We start from the raw sequence: 21,287 nt of genomic DNA, 5'->3' as shown, positions 1-21,287 counted from the left end.
AGGTGGTGCCAGGCGTCACCGGGCCGGCATCGACCGGGGCCTCCCTCCAGGGGAGGCGTTAAGAAGGGGCCCTTCCTCTACCGGAGGCGTTAAGAGGGGGCCCTTCCTTACCGGTAGATGGCGGCGAGCCAGACGTCGAGCAGCACGTCGACCACGTCCGACTCGGCCACCGACGGGCCGTCGCCGGCGAAGGTCGCGTACCAGACGCGCTCGTTCATCGAGTTCAGCGCGATGGCGAGGTCCCGCGCGGGCAGCCCGGCCGGTGCCGCACCGCGCCGCCGCTCGGCCGTGATCGCCGTCTCGATGGCCTGCACCCATCGCTCCATGACCGTCGCCCAGAGCTGCCGCACCTCGGCGTTGGTGCCCCGCACCTGTGCGCAGGCGAGCACGACCGCCCGGTGCGCGCCGAACGTGCGGTGGAACCGGTCGATCAGCTCGCGCCACCGGGCCCGGGGATCCTCGGCCAGTCGGTCCAGCACGTCCCCGGCGGAGGCGCCGGCCTCCTCGATGACCCGGTCGAGCAGGGTCAGCAGCACCGCGTCCTTGGACGGGAAGTAGAAGTAGAACGTGGGCCGGGAGATGCCGGCGCCCCGGGCCAGGTCGTCGATGGAGATGTCGGCGAAGGCCCGCTGCTCCAGCAGCCGCTCGGCGGTGGCCAGGATGTCCTGCTCGCGCTCGTCGCCCGAGGACCGGGCCGCGCGGCGCCCGCGCGGCACCCGTGTCCCGGCGGCCGTACGGGCGGGTGTCATGCCCGCTGACTCTACACGCGGTCGACAGGGTGTCGAAGTTGTTCGACAGGGTGTTGACGCATGTCGAGTGGCGTGGATAGTGTCCGACATCACTGCCTCGACTCGGGAGACGCCATGGCCACCACCGACCACGTCGACGTGCTCATCGTCGGTGCCGGCCTCTCCGGCGTCGGCGCCGCCTGCCACCTGATCCGCAACTGTCCGGAGAAGACGTACGCGGTGCTGGAGGCGCGGGGCACGATCGGCGGCACCTGGGACCTGTTCCGCTACCCCGGCGTCCGGTCCGACTCGGACATGTTCACCCTCGGCTACTCGTTCAAGCCCTGGACCAACCCGAAGGCCATCGCCGACGGCGACGCCATCCGGTCCTACGTGCGCGAGACCGCCCGCGAGTACGGCGTCACCGACCACATCCGCTTCCACCACCGGGTGGTCCGCGCCGACTGGGACAGCGCCACCGCCCGCTGGACGGTGACCGCGCACCGCGCCGACAGCGGCGAGGACGTCACGCTCACCTGCGACTTCCTCTTCACCTGCTCGGGCTACTACCGCTACGACGAGGGATACACGCCGCCGCTGCCCGGCGTCGAGCGTTTCGCCGGGCGGATCGTGCACCCGCAGCACTGGCCGGAGGACCTCGACCACAGCGGAGCGCGGGTCGTGGTCATCGGCAGCGGCGCCACCGCCGTGACGCTGGTGCCGGCGATGGCCGAGCAGGCCGACCACGTCACGATGCTCCAGCGCTCACCCACGTACGTGATGGCGCTGCCCTCGCGCGACGTGGTCGCCGACGCCCTGCGGCGCGTGCTGCCGGAGAAGGCCGTGTATCCGGTCGTGCGGTGGAAGAACGTCCTGCTCGCCACCGCCAACTTCCAGCTCAGTCGCCGCGCCCCCGCAGTGGTGAAGAGGCTGCTGCGCCGGGCCGCCCGGGGGCGGCTGCCGGTCGGGTACGACGTGGACCGGCACTTCTCACCCCGCTACGACCCGTGGGACCAGCGGCTCTGCGTGGTGCCCGACGGCGACCTGTTCACCGCGATCACGCGGGGCCGGGCGTCGATCGTCACCGACACCATCGACACGTTCACCGAGACCGGCATCCGGCTGCGCTCCGGGGCCGAGCTGGAGGCCGACGTCGTCGTGACCGCCACCGGCCTCAACCTGCTGGCGTTCGGCGGCATGACGCTGCACGTCGACGGTACCGAGGTCGACCTCGCCGACACGGTCGCCTACAAGGGCATGATGCTGTCCGGCGTGCCGAACTTCGCGATGACCATCGGCTACACCAACGCGTCCTGGACGCTGAAGGCCGACCTCGTCGCCACGTACGTCTGCCGGCTGCTGCGCCACCTCGACCGGGCCGGCCAGCAGATCGTCACGCCGCTGCCCCCGCCGGGCGGCGAGCTGCACCCCATCATCGACCTGAGCGCCGGGTACGTGCTGCGCAGCCTCGACGCCCTGCCCAAGCAGGGCGCCCGCGCGCCGTGGCGACTCCACCAGAACTACACCCGCGACGTGCTGCTGATGCGGCACGGCCGACTGACCGACGAGGGCGTCCGGTTCTCCCGGGCCGGCGCTCCGGAGAGGAGCACCGTCCGTGCGTGACTTCGTCTTCCCCGGCGGCACGGCCGTCGTCACCGGGGCGGCCAGCGGGATCGGGGAGGCCCTCGCCCGGGGCCTGGCCCGGCGCGGTGCCGACCTGGTCCTGCTCGACCGCGACGCCGACCGCCTCGACACCGTGGTCGCCGCGATCCGCGCCGCGCATCCCGAGCGGCAGCTGTCCACGTACGTCGTCGACCTCGCGGACGCCGCCGCCACCGCCCTCGTGGCGGAGGAGGTCCGGCAGCGGCATCCCCGCATCCGGCTGCTGGTCAACAACGCCGGCGTCGCCCTCGGCGGCCGGTTCGACCAGGTCACGCTGGACGAGTTCAGCTGGGTGATCGACATCAACTTCCGGGCCGTGGTGCAGTTGACCCACGCGTTGCTGCCCGCGCTGAAGGCGGAGCCCGGCGCCCACCTGGTCAACATCTCCAGCCTCTTCGGACTGATCGCCCCGCCCGGCCAGGCCGCCTACTCGGCGAGCAAGTTCGCCGTCCGCGGCTTCACCGAGGCGCTGCGCCACGAGCTGGTGGACGACGGCATCGGCGTGACCTCGGTGCACCCCGGGGGCATCAACACCCGGATCGCGCAGAACGCGCGGATCGGCAGCGGCGTCGCCCCGGAGGAGTACGAGACGGGTCTGCGCCAGTTCGAGAAGCTGCTGTCCATCCCGCCGGAGAAGGCCGCCGAGGTGATCCTGCGCGGTGTCCGGCGACGACGCGGACGCGTCCTGATCGGCTGGTCGGCGAAGCTGCCCGACCTGCTGGCCCGCATCGCTCCCGCCTCCTACGGGAAGCTGCTGGTCACCGGCCTCAACCGTGCGGCCGGTGACCCGGCCCGCCGCGCCACCGCCGTACCGGCGGCCCGACAGCCCGAGCCGACGCCGGTGACCGACCCGACGGGAGGCCCGGCGTGACCGCCCCGACCGGCCGGCGCCCCCGGCACGTGACCGTCGAGGGCCGGCGGGTCTGCCACCGCGTCGACGGCGACGGCCCCCCGGTGCTCCTGCTGCACGGCATCGGCCGTACGCTGCGCGACTTCGACGACCTGCACGAACGGCTCGCGGGCAGCTTCCGCGTGCACAGCGTCGACCTGCCCGGGTACGGCAACTCACTGCCGATGACGGCCCCGTACACCCTGCCGAACCTGGCGAGCTTCGTCGGGCACTACCTGGACGCGGTCGGCGTCGATCAGCCCGTACGTCTGGTCGGCAACTCCCTCGGTGGGGCGATCGCCATGCGGTTCGCGGCCACCGAGCCCGACCGGGTGGCCAGCCTCGCGCTGGTCAACCCCGCCGGCTTCGGCCGGGAGGTGACGATCGCGCTCCGGCTGCTCGCCCTGCGCCCGCTGGGCCGGCTGCTGCTGCGGCCCACCCGGTACGCGGCCCGCCGCGCCGAGCAGTCGCTGTTCCACGACCCGGCCCACGCCACCGCCGAGCGGATCGCGTACGCCCTGGAGGTAGCCCGCCAGCCGCACGCCGCCCGGGTGATGCTGGAGACCGCCCGCAGCCTCGGCACCTTCCGCGGGGTCAGCCCGCACTGGCGGGAGGAGCTGCTGGCCCGGGTGGAGCAGCTCGACGTGCCCACGCTGGTGGTGTGGGGCGACCGGGACCTGATCCTGCCGGCGACCCACCTCGAGGCCGCCCGCGCGAGACTGCCCCGGGCCCGTACGCACCTGTTCACCAGGTGTGGGCACATGCCGCAGATCGAGTGCGCCGAGGAGTTCCACGACCTGCTGCGGGACTTCTGGACCACCGACTGCGACGGCACGGCCGCCGACGACGGTTCAGGGTCCGCCGACGACAGTCCGGGGGCCGCCGGCGACGGCCCGGCCGGCGGCGCCGACGGGCGGGAGCGGATGGCGGAGGCCGGCTGAGACGTCAGGGTGCGGTGCTGCCCCGCTTCTCCTCCTGGGCCAGCACCGCCTCCCGGCGCTCCGGGTCGTCCCGGTCGGCCAGCTCGGCGGCGAGCCGGGGATCACCGATGAGCCGCTCACCGTTGCGGTGCAGCAGTGCCTCGAACCCGCCGGTGTACGGGCAGGCCAGGTCGCCGAGGACCCGGGTCGGGTCGTACCGGCAGCCGGCGCAGTAGTCACTGATCTCGTCGATGTGCCGGCCGTCCACCGCGTACGCCCGCGTGTCCACCCGGGCGAGGTCGGCGTACTGGCTCATGCCGATGACGGTCGCGTTCATCACCCAGTCGGTACCGTCGACGAACGACCGCTGGAACCAGTCCACCAGCTCGGCCGGGCGCCAGCCGCGCTGCAACCCGTAGTTGCCGAGCACGAGCAGCCGCTGCGTGTGGTGGGCCCAGGCCCGGTCGCGCACACCGGAGAGCACGTCGGCGAGGCACCGCGCCTCTACCGCGTCCGCGTCGAGCTGGTCGAACCACTCCGGCAGCGGCTCGGTGGCGGCCAGCCAGCCGACGCCGCGAAACCGGGGCTCGAAGTACCAGTAGAGCTGCCACAGGAACTCCCGCCAGCCGAGCAGCTGCCGGATGAACGGCTCCACCGCCGCCCGGGATGCCGACCCGTCCCGCCACGCCCGCTCGGCCGCGCGGATCGCCGGCTCGGGGTGCAGCAGCCCGAGGTTGAACGAGGACGACAGCACGCTGTGCGCGAGCACCGGGTCCTCGATGCTCATCGCGTCGGCGTAGCGGCCGTACTCGGGCAGCCGGTGCCGGACGAAGTGCCGCAGCCGGGCGTCGGCCTCGGCGTGCGTCGCCGGGTACCGCCGGGGACCGTCCCGGCCGACGAACCGCACCCCCTCGGCCGCCCACCGGTCGAGGTCGCGGCGGACCTCGGCGTCGATGTCGTCCTCGACGATCGCCGGCGGCGGGGGCACGTCCGGGGTGTCGGCTGCGGGGGAGCGGCGGCGCGACGCGGTCTCCGCGGGCGGCGGGTCGGCCAGCACCCGGTGGTGGCGCAGTGCCCACCGGTAGAAGTCGGTCATCCGCAGGGGCCCACGTCGGACGCGGTCGGCCCAGGTGGCGAAGTCGGCGCGGTCGGTCAGGAAACCGCGCGGTGGCAGGATCGTCAGCCCGTCGACGGTACGCGCGAAGGCGAGCGCCGACCGGGACGGCGGGTGGATCAGCTCGACCGGTTCGCCGAGCTTCTCCAGCGCCTCGCGGAAGGTGCCGGTGCGCAGCAGCAGTGCCCGGTCGCCCAGCTCGGCGGCCCGGTGCCGTAACGCGGACAGGATGAGGTGGGCCTTCTGCCGGTGCAGCGGCCGGCGCCGGAACAGCTCGTGGGCCTCCACGAGCAGCACCGGTTGGTCCGGGTCGTCGAGGAAGTGCGGGCCGAGCTGGTCGGCGAGCAACCATCGGCGGCGCGACATGGATCGATTCTGCCGCCCGTCGGCATGATCCGCCCGCCGGGCGCGCGTATCCGCGCTGACCGTCGGTGTGTCCCCGGTCACGTTGGCGGGGTCAGTACGCCGCGGGTACCGCCGGGTCGGCGGACCCAGGCACCGCCACGAAGGAGTCGCCCCGCTCCAGCACGCGCAGACCCGCCTCCACCGGCGCCGGCAGCGGACGCCGGTGCCGCAGCGCCCACCCCGCCTGCCGGCCGGCGTCGAGCAGGCCCCGCCGTCCGGCCGCGTCCCGCAGCGCGTCGGCGGCGGTGCGCAGGACCACCCGCGCCGGGCGGCGCAGCGCCGCGGTGATCAGCCGGTTGCGTGCCTCGACCCGGTGCCGGGCGCCCCGGTCCCGCCCCGAGGGCAGCGGCAGGTGGTGGGCGACGACCTCGTCGACGTACGACAGGCGCCAGCCCGCGGCGGCCAGGTCCATCGCCAGCAGCGCCTCCTCGCCGTACGTGCCCAGCTTCTCGGTGAAGCCACCGACCTGCCGGAACGCGGCGCGGCGCAGCACCACCGCGCAGGCGAGGAAGCCCAGCACCGACGGGCCCGGCGCGTCCGGCGGGGTGCCCAGGGGCGCCCGCGCCATGTCGGCCGACACGGGGTCGAGCCGTGCCTGCGGGCCGACGAGCACGCGCCCGGTCAGCAGGCCCGTACGCGGGTACGCGCGCAGCAGCCGCACCGCCCGCTCCAACGCGCCGGGCGCCCAGTACGAGTCGTCGTCGGCGAACGCCACGAACGGGGTCGCGGCCAGCGCGACACCGACGTTGCGGGCCGCCCCCGCGCCGGCGTTGCAGCCCAGCCGCACCACACGCACGTGCGGGAAGGCCCGCCGTACCGCCTCCGGGGAGCCGTCGTCGGAGCCGTTGTCCACGACGATCACGTCGGCGGTGTGCCGGCCGAGGGTCTCGAGCAGTTGGCGGCGGCGGTTCCGGGTGGCCACCACGACGGTCACGTCGGTCATGGCGGCCCTGCTACCCGCACCCGCCCCACTCACGCCTGAAAGGAAGGGCCCCTTCTTAACGCCTCAGGTAGAGGAAGGGCCCCCTGTTAACAGCGCGGCAGGCGGGGAAAGCGCACCGTGATGGCCGACCTGACCCTCCTCCTCGGTGGTGACGTGATGACCGGCCGGGGAGTGGACGCGGTCCTCCCCCGGCCGGGCCCGCCGGACCTGCGCGAGGAGGCGGTCCGCGACGCCCGGGAGTACGTCCGACTGGTGGAGGCGGCCAGCGGGCCGCTGCCGCGTCCGGTGCCGCCGACCTGGCCGTGGGGCGACGCCCTGGCGCTGCTCGACGCCGTCGCCCCCGACGTGCGGATCGTCAACCTGGAGACGGCGGTGACCGGGCGGGGCACGCACGAGCCGGCCAAGGCGATCCACTACCGGATGCACCCGGGGAACCTGCCCTGTCTCGGCGCGGCCCGGTTGGACGTCTGCGCGCTGGGCAACAACCACAGCCTCGACTTCGGGCCGGTCGGCCTGGCCGACACCCTCGACGCGCTGGCCGGCGCGGGCATCGCCACCGCCGGCGCGGGCCCGGACGCCGACGCCGCCTGGCGGCCCGCCGAGGTGCCGCTGGCCCCCGGGCGCCGTCTGCTGGTCTGGTCGGTGGCCGCTCCGTCCAGCGGGGTGCCGCCGCACTGGGCGGCCACCCCGGCGGGGCCCGGGGTCGCGTACCTGCCGGAGGTGTCGGCCGCGTCGGCGGACCTCGTGCGGGACCGCATCGCCGCCGAGGTCCGGCCGGGTGACCGTGTCGTGGTCTCGGTGCACTGGGGCTCCAACTGGGGGTACGAGGTGCCGGACGAGCATGTGGCGTTCGCGCGGCGCCTCGTCGACGGTGGGGTGGACGTGGTGCACGGGCACTCGTCGCACCACCCCCGGCCGGTGGAGGTGTACCGGGAGCGGCTGATCCTCTACGGCTGCGGCGACGTGCTCGACGACTACGAGGGGATCGGCGGCTACGAGGCGTACCGGCCGGAGCTGCGGCTGCTCTGGCTGCCCACCCTGGACGCGGCGACCGGTTGCCTGCGCGCCCTGCGGGCCGCCCCGCTGCGGATCCGCCGCATGCGCCTGGAGCGGGCGGCCCCGGACGGGTCGGACTGGCTCGCGGGGCTGCTCGACGGCTTCGGTCCGCCCTTCGCCACCGGCTTCCGCCCGAGCGCCGACGGCCTGCTGCGCTGGCGGTGAGTGGGCGGCACCACTGTCCGGGGGCGCGGTCCACTTCGGCAGAGCGGTCGGCCGCATCATAGATACATGACGCATCCCTCGGCGCCCGGGCGCCCGTCTGCGGCCTCCCGCACGACCGCACCCTCCGCGGCCGAGCGCGCGTACCGGCACCTCAAGCGGACCATCCTGGAACAGGTCCATCCCGGCGGGTCGCTGGTGAGCGAGGGGGAGATCGCCGAGGCGACCGGGGTGTCCCGGACCCCGGTGCGGGAGGCGCTGCTGCGGCTGGAGGCGGAGGGACTCGTCACGCTGTATCCCAAGCGCGGCGCCCTGATCCGGCCCGTCTCCGCGCGCGAGATCACCGACGTGATCGAGGCGCGCCGGCTGGTCGAGCTGCACGCCGCCGAGCGGGTCTGGCCGCACCGCGCCGCCCTGCGGACCGCCCTGGCCGCCCGGCTCGCCGAGATGCGGGCCGCCCATGCCGCCGGTGACGTCACCGCCCTGATGGCCGCCGACCGCGCCTTCCACGCCACCGTCGTGGAGACGGCCGGCAACGAGATCCTGGCCGAGCTGTACCACCGCCTGCGCGACCGGCAGGTGCGGATGGGGGAGGCGACCTTCCGGCTCTCGCCCGGCTGGGCCGAGGTCGCGCTCACCGAGCACGCCGCGCAGCTCGCCGCCCTCGACGCCGACGATCCGCAGCCGTGGCTCACCGCGGTCGCCGCGCACATCGACAACGCCGCGACCGTGCTGCGGACGCTGCGGTGAGCGACGGCGCCGCGCCGGTCGTGCCGCGTCGCGCCGCCGCGCTGGTCTGGGGCGTGGCCCTCAGCGCGTACGTCGCCGCGGTCTTCCACCGCAGCTCGCTCGGCGTCACCGGGGTCGACGCCGCCGACCGCTTCGACGTCAACGCCGCCGCGTTGGCGACCTTCTCGATCGCACAGCTCGCCGTGTACGCGGCGATGCAGGTACCGGTCGGTGTCCTGCTGGACCGGTTCGGTTCCCGCCGGATGCTGATCGCCGGCGGGGCGCTGATGGTCGCCGGGCAGCTCTGCTTCGCCGTCGCCACCGACGTGCCCCTGGCCGTGGCCGCCCGGGTGCTGGTCGGGCTGGGCGACGCCATGACGTTCATCAGCGTCCTGCGGATCGTGGCGTTCTGGTTCCCGGGCCGGCGCAACCCGCTGCTGACCCAGCTGACCGGCACGCTCGGCCAGCTCGGGGCGATCCTCGGCGCCGTACCGCTGGTGGCGTTGCTGCACGCGGCGGGCTGGACCACCGCGTTCACGGTGGCCGCCGCCGTCGGCGCGACCGTGCTGCTCGTGGTGGTCGCCGCCGTCCGGGACACCCCGTACCGGGACACCGCGACCGGCCCGACACCCACCCTCGCCTCGGTCCGTCGGGAGCTCGCCGTCGCCTGGACCACGCCCGGCACCCGGCTGGGCCTCTGGACCCACTTCGTGACCCAGTTCTCCGGCGCGGTGTTCGCCCTGCTCTGGGGCTACCCGTTCCTCGTGCAGGGCCAGGGGCTGAGCCCGACCGCCGCGGCGTCCCTGCTCACCGTGATGACCGTCGCCACCCTGCTGTCCGGGCCGATGATCGCGCACCTGTGCGCGCGGCACCCGTACCGCCGCTCGGTCCTGGTCTTCACCATCACCGCCGCCACCGCGGCGGTGTGGGCGGCCGTGCTGGCCTGGCCCGGCCGGTCCCCGGGCTGGCTGCTGCTCACGTTGGTCCTGGTCCTCGCGGTCAACGGCCCCGGCTCGGTCATCGGCTTCGACTACGCCCGCACCTTCAACCCGGTCACCCGCATGGGCAGCGCCACCGGCATCGTCAACGTGGGAGGCTTCGTCGCCTCGATTGTGCTGATCCTCGCCGTCGGGATCGTGCTCGACCTGACCACGCCGGCCGGGCGCGGCGCGCCGGACCTGGCCGCGTTCCGGTGGGCCTTCGCGGTGCAGTACGTGCTCTGGGCCCTCGGTGCGGTCCAGGTGCTGCGCTGGCGCAACGCCGCCCGCCGCCGCCACGCCGCCGAGCAGGCGCTCCCCGCGCCGGTACCCCTACCGGCGACGCCGTAGCCGATCCACCCCGGCGCCGGTCAGAGAACGAGCGCGCTCCGGCGGCGGTGGGTGAGGCCGTCCAGGAGCAGCGTCAGGCCGGCGCCCAGCAGCCAGACGTCCTTGGCCAGGCCGATGCCCTGTTGGGTCGGCCGGAGGCTGCCCGGCTCGCGCATCCCCGGCGTCTTGAGGTAGAGCTGCACCAGGCCGGCGCCGAACCCGGCCAGCCCCAGCCCGGCCACCGCCGCCGGGACGAACGGCACGATCAGCGCGACGCCCACGGCGATCTCGCTCCGGGAGAGCAGCTTGGCGAATCGGTCCGGGTCCAGTGCGCTGAGCTGCGGCACCGCCCCCACGGCCATTCCGTGCAGACCCTGCGCCGCCTCACCCTCGAGGGTCCGTTTGCTCAGGCCCGAGTTGAGGAAGAACGCGCCGATGCTGACCCGCAGCGGCAGATGCGTGAGTTTCATGACGACACTCCCGTCCGACAGCCGAACCGTGCGCGCCGCCTACCCCACACCGAGCGGAATAACCCTTCGACGGCGCACTGTGCCGGATGCGCCGACGGGCGGTAGGTTCGCCCGGAAGGCGGGATCGACGCTGCCACCGCTGTCGACGGCGGGGGTGTCGGCGGGAGCAGGAGGAGATCGTGAGCCAGCAGGTCCGGGGAGTCATCTCCCGCAGCAAGGGCGCGCCGGTCGAGGTCACCACGATCGTGGTGCCCGACCCCGGCCCCGGTGAGGCGGTCGTCCGCGTGCTCTCCTGCGGGGTCTGCCACACCGACCTGCACTACCGCGAGGGTGGGATCAACGACGAGTACCCGTTCCTGCTCGGTCACGAGGCGGCCGGCGTCGTGGAGCAGGTCGGCGCGGGGGTGGACTCCGTCGCGCCCGGCGACTTCGTGGTGCTGAACTGGCGGGCCGTGTGCGGCGTGTGCCGGGCCTGCCGGCGGGGCCGCCCCTGGTACTGCTTCGACACCCACAACGCGGCGCAGAAGATGACCCTCACCGACGGCACCGAGCTGAGCCCCGCCCTGGGCATCGGCGCCTTCGCGGAGAAGACCCTGGTCCACGCCGGCCAGTGCACGAAGGTCGACCCGTCCGCGCGGCCCGCCGCCGTCGGCCTGCTCGGCTGCGGCGTGATGGCCGGCCTGGGCGCGGCGATGAACACCGGCGGCGTCACCCGGGGCGACTCGGTCGCCGTGATCGGCTGCGGCGGGGTGGGCGACGCGGCCGTGGCCGGTGCCGCCCTCGCCGGGGCGACGACGATCGTGGCGGTGGACACCGACGCCCGCAAGCTCGACTGGGCGCGGAGGTTCGGCGCCACTCACACGGTGGACGCCTCCGCCGAGGACCCGGTCGAGGCGATCCGCGCGGCCACCGGCGGCTTCGGCGCCGACGTGGTCATCGACGCGGTCGGCCGCCCGGAGACCTGGAAGCAGGCCTTCTACGCCCGCGACCTGGCCGGCACCGTCGTGCTGGTGGGCGTACCCACCCCGGACATGACCGTCGACCTGCCGCTGCTGGACGTGTTCGGCCGGGGCGGGGCGCTGAAGTCCAGCTGGTACGGCGACTGCCTGCCCAGCCGGGACTTCCCGATGCTCACCGAGCTGTACCGGCAGGGCCGCCTCGACCTGGACGCCTTCGTCACCGAGGAGATCGCGCTGGACCAGGTGGAGGAGGCGTTCGCCCGCATGCACCACGGCGACGTGCTCCGCTCGGTGGTGGTCTTCTGATGACCGCCCGGGTCGACCACGCGGTCACCTCCGGCACGTTCTCGCTCGACGGGCAGACCTTCGACGTCGACAACAACGTGTGGGTCGTCGGCGACGACACCGAGTGCGTGGTGGTCGACGCCCCGCACGACGTCGAGGCGATCCTCGCCGCCGTCGCCGGTCGCCGGGTCCGGGCGATCCTCGCCACCCACGCGCACGACGACCACGTACTCCTCGCCCCGGCACTGGCCCGGGTGACCGGCGCGCCGGTGCTGCTGCACCCCGCCGACCGGGTGCTGTGGGACCTGGTGCACCCGGACGAGGCGCCGGGCGGCGAGCTGCGCGACGGGCAGTCCGTCGAGGTGGCCGGTACCACGCTGACGGTCCTGCACACCCCCGGCCACAGCCCCGGGGCGTGCAGCTTCCACGCCCCGGACCTGGGCGTCGTGTTCACCGGGGACACGCTGTTCGCCGGTGGTCCGGGTGCCACCGGCCGGTCGTACAGCGACTTCGGCACCATCGTCACCTCGATCCGCGAGCGCCTGCTGACGCTGCCGCCGCAGACCGTGGTCCATACCGGGCACGGTGACAGCACGACCGTCGGCGCCGAGGCGCCGCACCTCGACGAGTGGATCACCCGGGGCCACTGACCGTCCCGCCGGCTCCCGACGGAACGCGCCCGCGACAGCGCTACGATCCGTCGCCATGACCGTCGACGAGCGGTCCACCCCGGACGGATTCGGCACCGAGGGCGACCGGCCGGCCTGAGGCGCCGCCGAAAAGAGGATGCGCGGCGTGTGTCGTCGCGCCAGGGTGGTGCGCGTGCACCCCGCCGTCGACGCCGTGCTGACCGCCGCCCAGCGGGCCGCTCTGGACCACGTCCGCGCCACCGCCCTGCGGGACCGGCCGGCCGCCCTCGCCGCGATCGCGCCGGCGCTCGCCGGTTCGGGCGTCCCGCACCGACCCGAGGATTTGATCGCGGCGATCGGCCGGCACGGCCGCCTCACCGTGAACTTCCACCCCGACCGGCTGCTCGCCGACGGTCGGACGGTCGCCGACGCGCTGCTCGCCGAGGGCGTCTACCGCAGCCAGTTCGTCACCGGCATCTCCGGTGGCGGGCTCACCGCGTACCCGGGCGGCGACCGCGACCGCTGGGAGGAGACCCTGTTCGGCGGCGCGTACCAGTCCTCCGGCGTACTGCCCGCCGACCGGCCGGTGTACGGCGGCCTGAACCTGCTGGACCACCCCGACGGTGCCTGCCCCCGGTTCGGGTCCTGCCACCTGCTGCTGCGCCCCGAGGTGCTGGCCCGCACCACGTTCTGCTTCGGCGACAGTCACCTGGGGCCCCGGGACCTCGGCACGGTCGACGTGTTCGAGGCGGTGCTCGCCGCACTGCTCACCACGACGGCCGGCACCGGCACGGCCCTCGGCGTACCCACCGACCTGGTCAGCCTGGTCCGTGCGGTGCTGCGGCGTCACGAGGACGCCGCCGAGGTCGCGGCCCGCGCGGCGGCGGAGCGGCCCGCCGAGGTACGGCCCGCCGGTCGCGCCCTCGACGACTACGTCGAGGCGCAGGTCCACGGTGAGGTGAACCTCGCCCGGGACGTCGAGGCGCTGGTGGTGGACCCGTCCTTCGAGGGCACCGACGTCGGCGCGGTCCTGGAGCGGATCGCCCGCCACCACGGTGTCGCGCTGCGCCGGCACGCCGGCTTCGAGCTGCCGGTGGACGGGATCGACCCGCAGTTCCGGGGACCGGACATCCCGCCCTTCGCCGCCCGGGTGCACGCCGAGTTCGCCCGCCCCGGCGACCCGGTGGACGCGGCGCTGGTCGGCCGTGCCGCCGCCTCGCTTGTCACCCATCCGGAGCGGTGGGCCGACCGGGGCCCGGTCGCCGTCACCCTCCAGCACCTCAAGCAGCTCTGGCACGTCCTCGTCCGGTACGGGACGCCGCGCGTCCGCTGACCTCGGCAGCCCGCAGCCGCGTCGAACGTCCCCCGAGTCTGTTTCCGATCAGCGTGTCTCGGGCTGGGGTGGTGCGTCCGCATCTCCGGCGTGACCTGGACCGCACTCCACGCGACCGTCCCGCACTCCGGAATGTTCCCCGGGTGCAAGCTGGTTGTGTCCCCCGTACCGCCGGAATCCAAACCCCCTCCGGCGCTGCAGTTCCCCCGAGGAGTGCTCATACCGGAGCGCTTCGCCTGACCGAAAGGGCACATCGTGAAGGACGACTTCACTCGATGGCTCGCGGCCATCGCGAAGGACTCGAACCGCAAGCTCACGTTCAGCGTGGCCGGCGTGGCCGCCCTCGGCGCACTGGCTTTCGGGCCGACCGCCGTGGCCGCCCCGGTGATCAGCGGCCCCCACGAGGGTGCCGTGGCCGCGATCGACAAGGCCACCGGCCGCGACGGCGACGAGGCGACGACCGTCGAGTCGGGCCTCACCACCGGCGGCACCACCGACAAGCCGGAAGCGGGCAAGCCCACCCGGGACGAACTGATCCCCCACGGGGTCGAAGGCGCCCAGTCCCGGATCCCGCTGGACGACGCGCAGCGCGACAACGCCAAGGCCATCATCGAGGTGGCCAAGAAGACCGGCGTCGGCGAGCGGGGCGCGGTGATCGGCATCGCCACGTCACTGCAGGAGTCGAAGCTCTACAACCTGGGCCACCTCGGCGCGTACAACGACCACGACTCGCAGGGCCTGTTCCAGCAGCGCCCGTCGTCGGGTTGGGGCACCGTCGAGCAGATCACCGACCCGGAGTACTCGGCGACGGCGTTCTTCACCGCCCTGAAGAACGTCGACGGCTGGGAGGACCTGCCGCTGACCGCGGCCGCGCAGACGGTGCAGGTCTCGGCCTACCCGTACGCGTACGCGCAGTGGGAGGAGCAGGCGGCGGACATCGTCTCCCAGCTCTGGTGACACCAGCACGTCCCGACCGGCCGGTCCCCACAACAGGGGCCGGCCGGTCGCTTCGCAAGGAAGGGCCCCCTGTTAACGCCTCGCGTAGAGGAAGGGCCCCTTCTTAACGCTGCGCGAGCGGGCACTGTCGGCACGCGGCTAGGTGTTTTGTCCGTTTGGTGGCGTGACGGCGGTCATCCCTGCGGCGGAATCGGGGCCGGTCGGGGGTCGTTACACAGGTGGACGATCGAGCAGGACCCCCCGCCCGACGAGGCTGACGGTCGGATCCCCCGGCCCGGAATGGCGGGGGGTGGCCGGTCGTTACATCCCCCTGGCACCGCGGACGAGCAACCCCGTGCTCGGTGAGCGTGCCTTCCTGGACTTCCCTTCGAGCGCCGGACGGTGCTTGCGCCCTGCCGTGGCCTTCCCCCTTTCTCGGCTGGTGGGGCGTTGACCCCCGAGGAGCTTCCTGATGAACACGATCATGCGTAAGAGCGTTCTGGGTGTCGCTGGTCTGATCGTCGCCGGTGGGATGTTCGCCGGCCCGGTCGGCACGATGGCCGCCGGTCCGGCGGAGTCGACGACGACCGCCGTGGCGGTGCGGGCCGACAAGCCGGACATGGGCACGCTGGTCCCGCACGGTGTGCAGGGCGAGCAGTCCCGCATCGACCTGTCCGACGAGCAGACCAAGAACGTGAAGGCCATCATCGCGGCGACGAAGAAGGCCGACATGGACGAGCGCGCCGCCGTGGTCGCCATCGCCACCGCACTGCAGGAGTCGAAGCTGGAGAACCTGGGTCACCTCGGTGAGCGCAACGACCACGACTCGCAGGGCCTGTTCCAGCAGCGCCCCAGCTCGGGTTGGGGCACGGTCGAGCAGATCACCGACCCGGAGTACTCCACGATGGCGTTCCTGAAGGGCCTCAAGCAGGTCGACGGCTGGCAGGACATGCCGCTGACCAAGGCCGCCCAGACCGTCCAGGTCTCGGCCTACCCCTTCCACTACGCGCAGTGGGAGCAGCAGGCCGCCGATCTGGTCGCCGAGCACTGGAACAGCTGACCCGCGCACACCACAGACCTTCGCCGGCCGGCACCCGAACCCCGGGTGCCGGCCAGCGGCGTCTCCGCACGCGGTCACCGGCGGCGGTGGTGCAGGACATCGACCAGCGCAGCCACCAGCGCCAGGGCGATGATGCCGGCGGCGAGCAGCAGCGAGTGCCGGAAGGCGGCCGACCAGTCGCCGTCCTCGGCCGCCAGCGAGGAGAAGAAGACCGAGCCGACGGCGGCGATGCCGGCGGCCGAGCCGATGCGCTGACCGGTCTGGAGCATGCCCGCTCCGCTGCCGGCCTGCGGGACCGGCACGTCGGCGAGCGTGAGGGTCTGGTTGGGCGCGATGACCAGTCCGCTGCCCAGACCGGCGACCAGCAGCGGCGCGGCCGTCCACCACCCCACCGGCGCATCGTCGGGTACCACGGCCAGCACCAGCACCACCGCGACCAGTCCGACCACGACGGTGAGCAGGCCGACCGCGACGAGGGGCCGCCCGTACCGGTTGACGATCCGGCCGCCGATCGCCGACGCGGCGGCCGACCCGAGTGCGAACGGGGTGATCGCCAGGCCGGCGGCGAGAGCGCTGTAACCGAGCCCGTTCTGCAGGTAGAGCGTGAAGATGAAAAAGATGGCGGTGAACCCGCCGAAGTAGACCAGCGCGATGACGGCTCCCAGCAGGTACGACCGCAGCCCGAACAACCGCAGGTCGAACAATGGCTCCTGACGTCGGCCGTACCACCGCTCCCAGAGGCCGAAGGCCACGAGCGTGCCCAGCCCGGCCGGGACGAGCAGCCACTTCGCGGGGTTCCGCCACTGCTCCTGGACCAGCGGAAGCAGCACGAGCACCACCCCGAGCCCGAGCAGCACCACCCCCATCGGGTCCAGCCGCCGGTGGTCGGGCCGTCCGGCGGGGCCGGCGGGCAGCAGCCGCCAGCCGAGCACCACGGCGAGGACGCCGACCGGGACGTTGACGAAGAAGACCCACCGCCAGCCGTGCTCGGCGCCGCCGAGCGCGATGAGCAGGCCGCCGAGCAGCGGCCCGATGGCGGTGGAGATGCCGATGGTGGCGCCGAGCAGCCCGAAGGGGCGGGCCCGCTCCGTCCCCCGGAACAGCTCCTGGATCAGGCCGGTGACCTGCGGATTGACGATGCCGGCGGCAGCTCCCTGGAGCAGCCGGGCGACGACCAGCCACTGCGGGGAGGGTGCCAGGCCGGCGAGCGCGCTGGTGATCGTGAACAGGGCGATGCCGACGACGAACGCGGTACGCCGGCCCCGGGCGTCGCCGTACCGGCCGGCGGGCACCAGCACCAGGCCGAACGTGAGGGCGTACCCGGAGAGCACCCACTGCAGATCGCTGGGGGAGGCGTCCAGGGCACGTTCCATCGACGGCACCGCGACGTTCACGATGCTCACGTCGAGCAGCGTCATGAACGCGGCGACCAGGCCGACCGCGAGGGCCGACCAGCGTCGCCGGTCCGGGGAGACGGTGGCGTCGGCCCCCGGTGGGTGTCGATCATGCATGGCTGACCGCTACCCCGACTGTGGGGGCCGAACCGTCACGCCATCTGGCGCGCGCAGAACCGGGGCCCGAAGTCCAGGCCGGCCATCGGCGAGTCCTCCCGGTGCAGCAGGTTCTTCTCGGTGAGCTGGTGCAGGGGTTCGCGGAGCTGGTCCTCGGTCAGTCCCGTCTCCTCGGCGATGAGGTCCGGGTACGGCACCTGACCGCGCGACTCCAGGACCGCGACCGCGTCGTACACCTGGGCCTCGACGTCGGACAGTTGCACCTGCTGCATGGTTTCCTCCTCGGGAGTCCGCCGCCGGCGCGGGCCACCCGCACCGGGGCCGGAGGGCACCCGCGCGGAGGGCGCGGGTGACCTGCCGGGCGTCGGTTACCCGGCGGCCGACCGAAGATGCCCACCCGATCGGGCGGTCGTGGTGGTGGGACCCGATAGTGTCCGACGGGCCCGTGCCCCCGGTCTGCCCTAGGCTGCACCGGTGGTCGTCTGGGATCTCGCCGTGGTGGGCGCCGGCCCCGCAGGGCTCTCCGCCGCGTACGCCGCCGCCCGCGCCGGGGTGCGCACCGTGGTCCTCGAACGGGCCGTCCACCCGCGCTACAAGACGTGCGGCGGGGGCCTGATCGGCACCTCCCTCGCCGCGGTGGGGGACCGGATCGAGGTGCCCGCGCACGACCGGGTCGACCGGGTGACGTTCACCCGGGACGGGCGACGCGGGTTCACCCGCCACCACCCGGGACCGCTGGTGACGATGGTGCGCCGCGAGGAGTTCGACGACCGGCTCCGCGCCGCCGCCGTCGCCGCCGGAGTCGAGGTCCGCGAGCGCGTCGCGGTGCGCGCGGTGGAACAGGAGCCCGAGGGCGTACGCCTGCGGCTGGCCGACGGGTCGGCGGTGTCCGCGCGGGCGGTGATCGGCGCGGACGGCTCGTCGGGTGTGACGGCCCGGCACGTGGGGGTCCGGCACCGGCAGGTGGACCTCGGCCTGGAGCTGGAACTGCCGGTGCCTCCGGGGGAGCGGGACCGCTGGCGGCACCGGGTGCTGCTGGACTGGGGGCCGCTGCCCGGGTCGTACGCCTGGGTGTTTCCCAAGGCCGACCTGCTGACGGTCGGCGTGATCGCGGCGCGGGGGGCGGGGGAGCGGACCCGCGCCTACCTCCGGGCGTTCGTCGACCGGTTGGGCCTGGCCGGGATCGAGCCGGCGCACGACTCGGGGCACCTGACCCGCTGCCGTACGGCGGACTCGCCCCTGCGCCGGGACCGGGTGCTGGTCGCCGGGGACGCCGCCGGCCTGCTGGAGCCGTGGAGCCGGGAGGGCATCAGCTACGCCCTGCGCTCGGGTGCCCTCGCCGGGAGGGCAGTCGCCGACGGCGACCTGGCCGGCTACGAGCGGGCGGTGACCGCCGAGCTGCTGCCGTCGATGCGCGCCGGGCACCGGCTGCTGGACGTGTTCGCCCGCCGCCCGGAGGTGTTCCACGGGGTGCTCGCCACCCCGCCGGGCTGGCGCATGTTCGTGCGTTTCTGCCAGGGAACGGCGAGCTTCGACGAGACGCTGACCCGCGCCCCGGTCCGGGCCGCCCTCGCCCTCCTCGACCGCCTCCCGGCGAAAGGAAGGGCCCCCGCTTAACGCCTCCGGTAGAGGAAGGGCCCCCTGTTAACACCGGGCGCTCCCCGGATCAGCGATTCAGGATCCTAGGACGCTTTAGAGGTGGTGGCGGGGCGGACAGATGACACAGGTACTGGCTCGGGGAGCCGGACGAGCCGACAATGGGGTGGCTGAGAAGGGGGAGGGCCATGGCCGAGGTCGGACAGCCGTTCACGGACGACGAGTACGCGTTCCTCCGACACGTCCGCTTCGGGGAGCTGCCCTCGGCGGCCCGCCCGGAGGAGCGGGTGGAGCTGACCGAGACCGACCCCCGCCGCGATCGGCCCGAGCCGGCCGACGGACCGGAGCAGTGGGACCTGCGGCACTGAGGACGCCGACGGGCCGGGGGCGTCCACGCCCACGGCCCGTCGCAGGGTGCCGGATCAGAGGACGGGCGTGCCTTCGCGTACCAGCTTCCAGTTCGGCTGGAAGAAGTCGGACGGGTCGATGACGCCCCGGGCCTGCGCCCAGTCGATGAGCAGCTGCCGGATCTCCTGCCCCTCGTCGTAGACCTGGGTGGTCGCCTTTTCCGGAAGTTGCCGCCGCCGCTGCGCCGGTAGTTGTTCACCGCCACCACGAACCGCGCGTCGTCCGCGACCGGGGTGTCGGTGGGAGAGAGTCTGGAAGTACTTCGCCGAGTAATCAGGTACGCGCGTACCTGGGCACTCGACGATCCTCAACACCACGTTCATCCAGGCGTTCGACCCGTCCCCCAGCTGCTGGACTACGCCACCGCCAAGAGAAGTTCGGCCAGGACACGCCGGAGGGGGCGGCCCGGGCCGCCGGCCGAGCTGGCGCCCGCGTACGTCTTCTTCGCCTCCCAGGAGTCCAGCTACGTCACCGGCGAGGTCCTCGGCGTGACCGGGGGCCGCCCGACCACGTGACCGCCGGCGGGCCGCGCGGCGCTCGTGGTGGGCGTCAGCGCGGCCAGTCGGCGAGGCGCGCGCGGACCTCGGCCACCGCGGCGGCGTCCAGGCCGTAGCGGGCGAAACGCCGGTCGGGCAACCGGTCCAGGTACCGGCCGGCGGCCCGGACGTCCTCCGGGTCCAGCGCCGGGTCGAGCTGGCGGGCGAGGTCCAGCAACTCCGGTACGTCGTAGTGGTCCCGGGCGGCGGCGACGTCGACGTAGTCACGGACCTCCCGCCGGTTGACCAGGGCGGCGGTCTTGTTCGCCACCAGGTCCCGGACGTCCATCACCGGCCCCAGGTCCATCACCACGGGGCTGCGCCGCCGGTCCAGGCGCGCGAGGCTGAGGCGGATCCGCCGGCCGTCCCGGCTCACCACGAAGTCCTTGAGGTCCCGGTCGAAGCCGTCGAACAGCCCGGCCAGCCCGCTGTCCGGATCGGCGTCGAGCACCGTGTAGCCGGCCGCCTCGAGGACGGCCCGCACCTCGTCGGCCGCCGCCGCGGCGGCGCCCTCGACGTCGGCGAACAGGTCGACGTCCTCGGTCGGCCGGGTCACCATGCCGTGGGCCGCCCACGCCACCCCGCCGCCGAGCACGAAGCGGTGCCGTCCGGCGGCGGACAGGGCGACGCGGGCGACCTCCCGGTAGAACTCGTGCGGGTGGGGCGTGGTCACGCCGTACGCAGACCGCGGTGGCGGCTCTCCCACGCCTGGCGTACGCCGCGGGGCAGGTTCAGCAGCGGCCACACCCGGCGCAGCGTCCGGCCGTTGACGAGCCGCCGGAGGTCGTCGGTCCGGGTGGATTCCCGCAGCACGTTCTCGTACATCCACAGCAGGTCGTCCGGGTCCGCGAGGTCGAACGTGCGCTCGGTGGCCCACATGAGCCGTACCGGGAGCTCCACCACGCCGCGGGTCGGTCCGGTGAGCTCGGCGAGGGTCCGCGTCACCACCGCGGGCCGGCCCGGACGCGCCAGGTGGGTGTGCCCAGTGGCGCACGCCCGGACCCCCCCGGTGGCCCGTGTGGGCGTCGGGAGCGCGGTGGGGGAGAGCGCCTGCATGCTGTCAGGGTAACGCCGGCCGCCGCCGGTGCCGCCACAGTCGGGCCGCACCGTGTTCCGCCGTCACTTGACGGCCGGTTCCGTTTGACCGGTATGGGGGTTCTGCCGGGCCGCCGGGGTCACGGCCGCTCGCACCCTCCGTGCGTCCACGGAGGCGACAGACAGCGCGCCCTGATGTCACACAGACATAAATATGTCTCCCTGACATCAGGGCGAACACGCGTATGCCCATCTGTCTGGGGGACCTGTCCCTCTCAGGCTTGGATGTCCGGGTTGGGGCTGTGACCGGGGGCATCCTGGGGGCGGAATCGTGGCTGGCCGGGGGTCGTTACATCAGGTGGACGATCGAGTAGGACACGCAGCCCCCGGCGCGGGTCGTGGCCCCGGAATGATGGTGGCCGGCCGGTCGTTGAATCCCACGACGAACACAGGACCGCCGACACGCGGGCCCCCGGGTCCCGGAATGACGGCGGGTAGCCGGTCGTTACATCCCCCTGGCACCGCAGAGGAGCAACTCCCTGCTCGGTGCAGCGTGTGCCGATCCCCCGAAAGTCTTCTGAGCGCCTGATGGTGCCGCGCACCCTTGTGTCGCC

At 73.8% G+C, this 21,287-nt stretch carries 22 protein-coding genes and 1 pseudogene; 14 read left to right on the top strand and 9 right to left on the bottom strand.

Going from position 1 to position 21,287, the window contains the following annotated elements:
• Positions 1 to 107: 107 nt before the first annotated feature.
• Positions 108 to 749, bottom strand: coding sequence for a TetR/AcrR family transcriptional regulator (locus ACTMSW_RS12145; RefSeq protein WP_441180670.1), 642 nt, complete (start codon positions 747 to 749; stop codon positions 108 to 110).
• Positions 750 to 863: 114 nt separating this feature from the next.
• On the opposite strand from ACTMSW_RS12145, the gene ACTMSW_RS12140 reads away from it, so the two are divergent.
• From ACTMSW_RS12140 to ACTMSW_RS12130, 3 genes are read left to right on the top strand one after another with little or no spacing between them, the layout of a single operon-like run.
• Positions 864 to 2,351 (top strand): flavin-containing monooxygenase, encoded by a 1,488-nt coding sequence (locus ACTMSW_RS12140; protein ID WP_441180669.1) that lies wholly within the window; start codon positions 864 to 866, stop codon positions 2,349 to 2,351.
• Positions 2,344 to 3,261: an SDR family NAD(P)-dependent oxidoreductase gene (locus tag ACTMSW_RS12135; RefSeq protein ID WP_441180668.1), complete on the top strand. Its 918-nt coding sequence runs from the start codon at positions 2,344 to 2,346 to the stop codon at positions 3,259 to 3,261. The genes ACTMSW_RS12140 and ACTMSW_RS12135 overlap by 8 nt, the downstream gene beginning before the upstream one ends.
• Positions 3,258 to 4,220, top strand: a complete 963-nt coding sequence (locus ACTMSW_RS12130) for an alpha/beta fold hydrolase (RefSeq protein ID WP_441180667.1) — start codon at positions 3,258 to 3,260, stop codon at positions 4,218 to 4,220. Before ACTMSW_RS12135 ends, ACTMSW_RS12130 begins: the two co-directional genes overlap by 4 nt.
• A 4-nt stretch (positions 4,221 to 4,224) precedes the next feature.
• Here ACTMSW_RS12130 and ACTMSW_RS12125 read toward each other — a convergent pair whose 3' ends face one another.
• Positions 4,225 to 5,679 carry a cryptochrome/photolyase family protein gene (locus tag ACTMSW_RS12125; RefSeq protein ID WP_441180666.1) on the bottom strand — a complete coding sequence of 485 codons (1,455 nt, stop codon included), beginning with the start codon at positions 5,677 to 5,679 and terminating at the stop codon, positions 4,225 to 4,227.
• 91 nt (positions 5,680 to 5,770) lie between these two features.
• Positions 5,771 to 6,661, bottom strand: coding sequence for a glycosyltransferase family 2 protein (locus tag ACTMSW_RS12120; protein ID WP_441180665.1), 891 nt, complete (start codon positions 6,659 to 6,661; stop codon positions 5,771 to 5,773).
• Positions 6,662 to 6,781: 120 nt separating this feature from the next.
• On the opposite strand from ACTMSW_RS12120, the gene ACTMSW_RS12115 reads away from it, so the two are divergent.
• The 3 genes from ACTMSW_RS12115 to ACTMSW_RS12105 all read left to right on the top strand — a co-directional run bounded on the left by ACTMSW_RS12115 (position 6,782) and on the right by ACTMSW_RS12105 (position 9,936).
• On the top strand, positions 6,782 to 7,882 hold the full coding sequence (locus ACTMSW_RS12115) for a CapA family protein (protein ID WP_441180664.1): 1,101 nt from the start codon (positions 6,782 to 6,784) through the stop codon (positions 7,880 to 7,882).
• A gap of 66 nt (positions 7,883 to 7,948) precedes the next feature.
• Entirely contained in the window at positions 7,949 to 8,629 is a 681-nt protein-coding gene (locus tag ACTMSW_RS12110) for a GntR family transcriptional regulator (RefSeq protein WP_441180663.1), read from the top strand.
• Positions 8,626 to 9,936, top strand: coding sequence for an MFS transporter (locus ACTMSW_RS12105; protein ID WP_441180662.1), 1,311 nt, complete (start codon positions 8,626 to 8,628; stop codon positions 9,934 to 9,936). The genes ACTMSW_RS12110 and ACTMSW_RS12105 overlap by 4 nt, the downstream gene beginning before the upstream one ends.
• Positions 9,937 to 9,956: 20 nt before the next feature.
• Here the strand turns inward: ACTMSW_RS12105 and ACTMSW_RS12100 are convergent, their stop codons facing one another.
• Positions 9,957 to 10,385, bottom strand: coding sequence for a hypothetical protein (locus ACTMSW_RS12100; RefSeq protein WP_441180661.1), 429 nt, complete (start codon positions 10,383 to 10,385; stop codon positions 9,957 to 9,959).
• 179 nt (positions 10,386 to 10,564) lie between these two features.
• Here ACTMSW_RS12100 and ACTMSW_RS12095 point away from each other — a divergent pair, with 179 nt between their 5' ends.
• The 5 genes from ACTMSW_RS12095 to ACTMSW_RS12075 all read left to right on the top strand — a co-directional run bounded on the left by ACTMSW_RS12095 (position 10,565) and on the right by ACTMSW_RS12075 (position 15,587).
• Entirely contained in the window at positions 10,565 to 11,650 is a 1,086-nt protein-coding gene (locus tag ACTMSW_RS12095) for an S-(hydroxymethyl)mycothiol dehydrogenase (RefSeq protein WP_441180660.1), read from the top strand.
• Positions 11,650 to 12,279, top strand: coding sequence for an MBL fold metallo-hydrolase (locus tag ACTMSW_RS12090; protein WP_441180659.1), 630 nt, complete (start codon positions 11,650 to 11,652; stop codon positions 12,277 to 12,279). The genes ACTMSW_RS12095 and ACTMSW_RS12090 overlap by 1 nt, the downstream gene beginning before the upstream one ends.
• Before the next feature lie 172 nt (positions 12,280 to 12,451).
• A complete protein-coding gene (locus ACTMSW_RS12085; protein WP_441180658.1) occupies positions 12,452 to 13,591 on the top strand; it encodes a DUF3626 domain-containing protein in 1,140 nt (379 codons plus the stop codon).
• 255 nt (positions 13,592 to 13,846) lie between these two features.
• Positions 13,847 to 14,548, top strand: coding sequence for a hypothetical protein (locus tag ACTMSW_RS12080; protein ID WP_441180657.1), 702 nt, complete (start codon positions 13,847 to 13,849; stop codon positions 14,546 to 14,548).
• Positions 14,549 to 14,999: 451 nt separating this feature from the next.
• Positions 15,000 to 15,587 (top strand): hypothetical protein, encoded by a 588-nt coding sequence (locus ACTMSW_RS12075; RefSeq protein WP_441180656.1) that lies wholly within the window; start codon positions 15,000 to 15,002, stop codon positions 15,585 to 15,587.
• A 74-nt stretch (positions 15,588 to 15,661) separates the two neighbouring features.
• Here ACTMSW_RS12075 and ACTMSW_RS12070 read toward each other — a convergent pair whose 3' ends face one another.
• A complete protein-coding gene (locus tag ACTMSW_RS12070; RefSeq protein ID WP_441180655.1) occupies positions 15,662 to 17,098 on the bottom strand; it encodes an MFS transporter in 1,437 nt (478 codons plus the stop codon).
• Positions 17,099 to 17,133: 35 nt separating this feature from the next.
• Positions 17,134 to 17,370, bottom strand: coding sequence for a hypothetical protein (locus tag ACTMSW_RS12065; RefSeq protein WP_441180654.1), 237 nt, complete (start codon positions 17,368 to 17,370; stop codon positions 17,134 to 17,136).
• Between the two features lie 202 nt (positions 17,371 to 17,572).
• On the opposite strand from ACTMSW_RS12065, the gene ACTMSW_RS12060 reads away from it, so the two are divergent.
• Positions 17,573 to 18,715, top strand: coding sequence for a geranylgeranyl reductase family protein (locus ACTMSW_RS12060; RefSeq protein WP_441180653.1), 1,143 nt, complete (start codon positions 17,573 to 17,575; stop codon positions 18,713 to 18,715).
• Between the two features lie 167 nt (positions 18,716 to 18,882).
• Positions 18,883 to 19,062, top strand: coding sequence for a hypothetical protein (locus tag ACTMSW_RS12055; protein ID WP_441180652.1), 180 nt, complete (start codon positions 18,883 to 18,885; stop codon positions 19,060 to 19,062).
• A 54-nt stretch (positions 19,063 to 19,116) separates the two neighbouring features.
• On the opposite strand, the gene ACTMSW_RS12050 is transcribed toward ACTMSW_RS12055, so the two are convergent.
• Positions 19,117 to 19,425 carry a hypothetical protein gene (locus ACTMSW_RS12050; protein ID WP_441181069.1) on the bottom strand — a complete coding sequence of 103 codons (309 nt, stop codon included), beginning with the start codon at positions 19,423 to 19,425 and terminating at the stop codon, positions 19,117 to 19,119.
• Between the two features lie 75 nt (positions 19,426 to 19,500).
• Between ACTMSW_RS12050 and ACTMSW_RS12045 the strand changes: the two are divergent.
• Positions 19,501 to 19,617 (top strand): annotated as a pseudogene (locus ACTMSW_RS12045) (NAD(P)-dependent dehydrogenase); the annotation flags it as partial.
• A gap of 34 nt (positions 19,618 to 19,651) precedes the next feature.
• Here the strand turns inward: ACTMSW_RS12045 and ACTMSW_RS12040 are convergent.
• On the bottom strand, positions 19,652 to 20,311 hold the full coding sequence (locus tag ACTMSW_RS12040) for a nucleotidyl transferase AbiEii/AbiGii toxin family protein (RefSeq protein ID WP_441180651.1): 660 nt from the start codon (positions 20,309 to 20,311) through the stop codon (positions 19,652 to 19,654).
• The gene (locus ACTMSW_RS12035) at positions 20,308 to 20,694 is read right to left on the bottom strand and encodes a hypothetical protein (protein ID WP_441180650.1); all 387 of its coding nucleotides are present in this window, start codon (positions 20,692 to 20,694) and stop codon (positions 20,308 to 20,310) included. The genes ACTMSW_RS12040 and ACTMSW_RS12035 overlap by 4 nt, the downstream gene beginning before the upstream one ends.
• Positions 20,695 to 21,287: the final 593 nt, after the last annotated feature.

Origin of the sequence: Micromonospora sp. BQ11, from assembly GCF_052068135.1 — a bacterium.
Taxonomy (GTDB): Bacteria; Actinomycetota; Actinomycetes; order Mycobacteriales; family Micromonosporaceae; genus Micromonospora.
The sequence above is the reverse complement of the archived record's forward strand: the minus strand, read 5'-3'. Positions and strand labels throughout refer to the sequence as shown.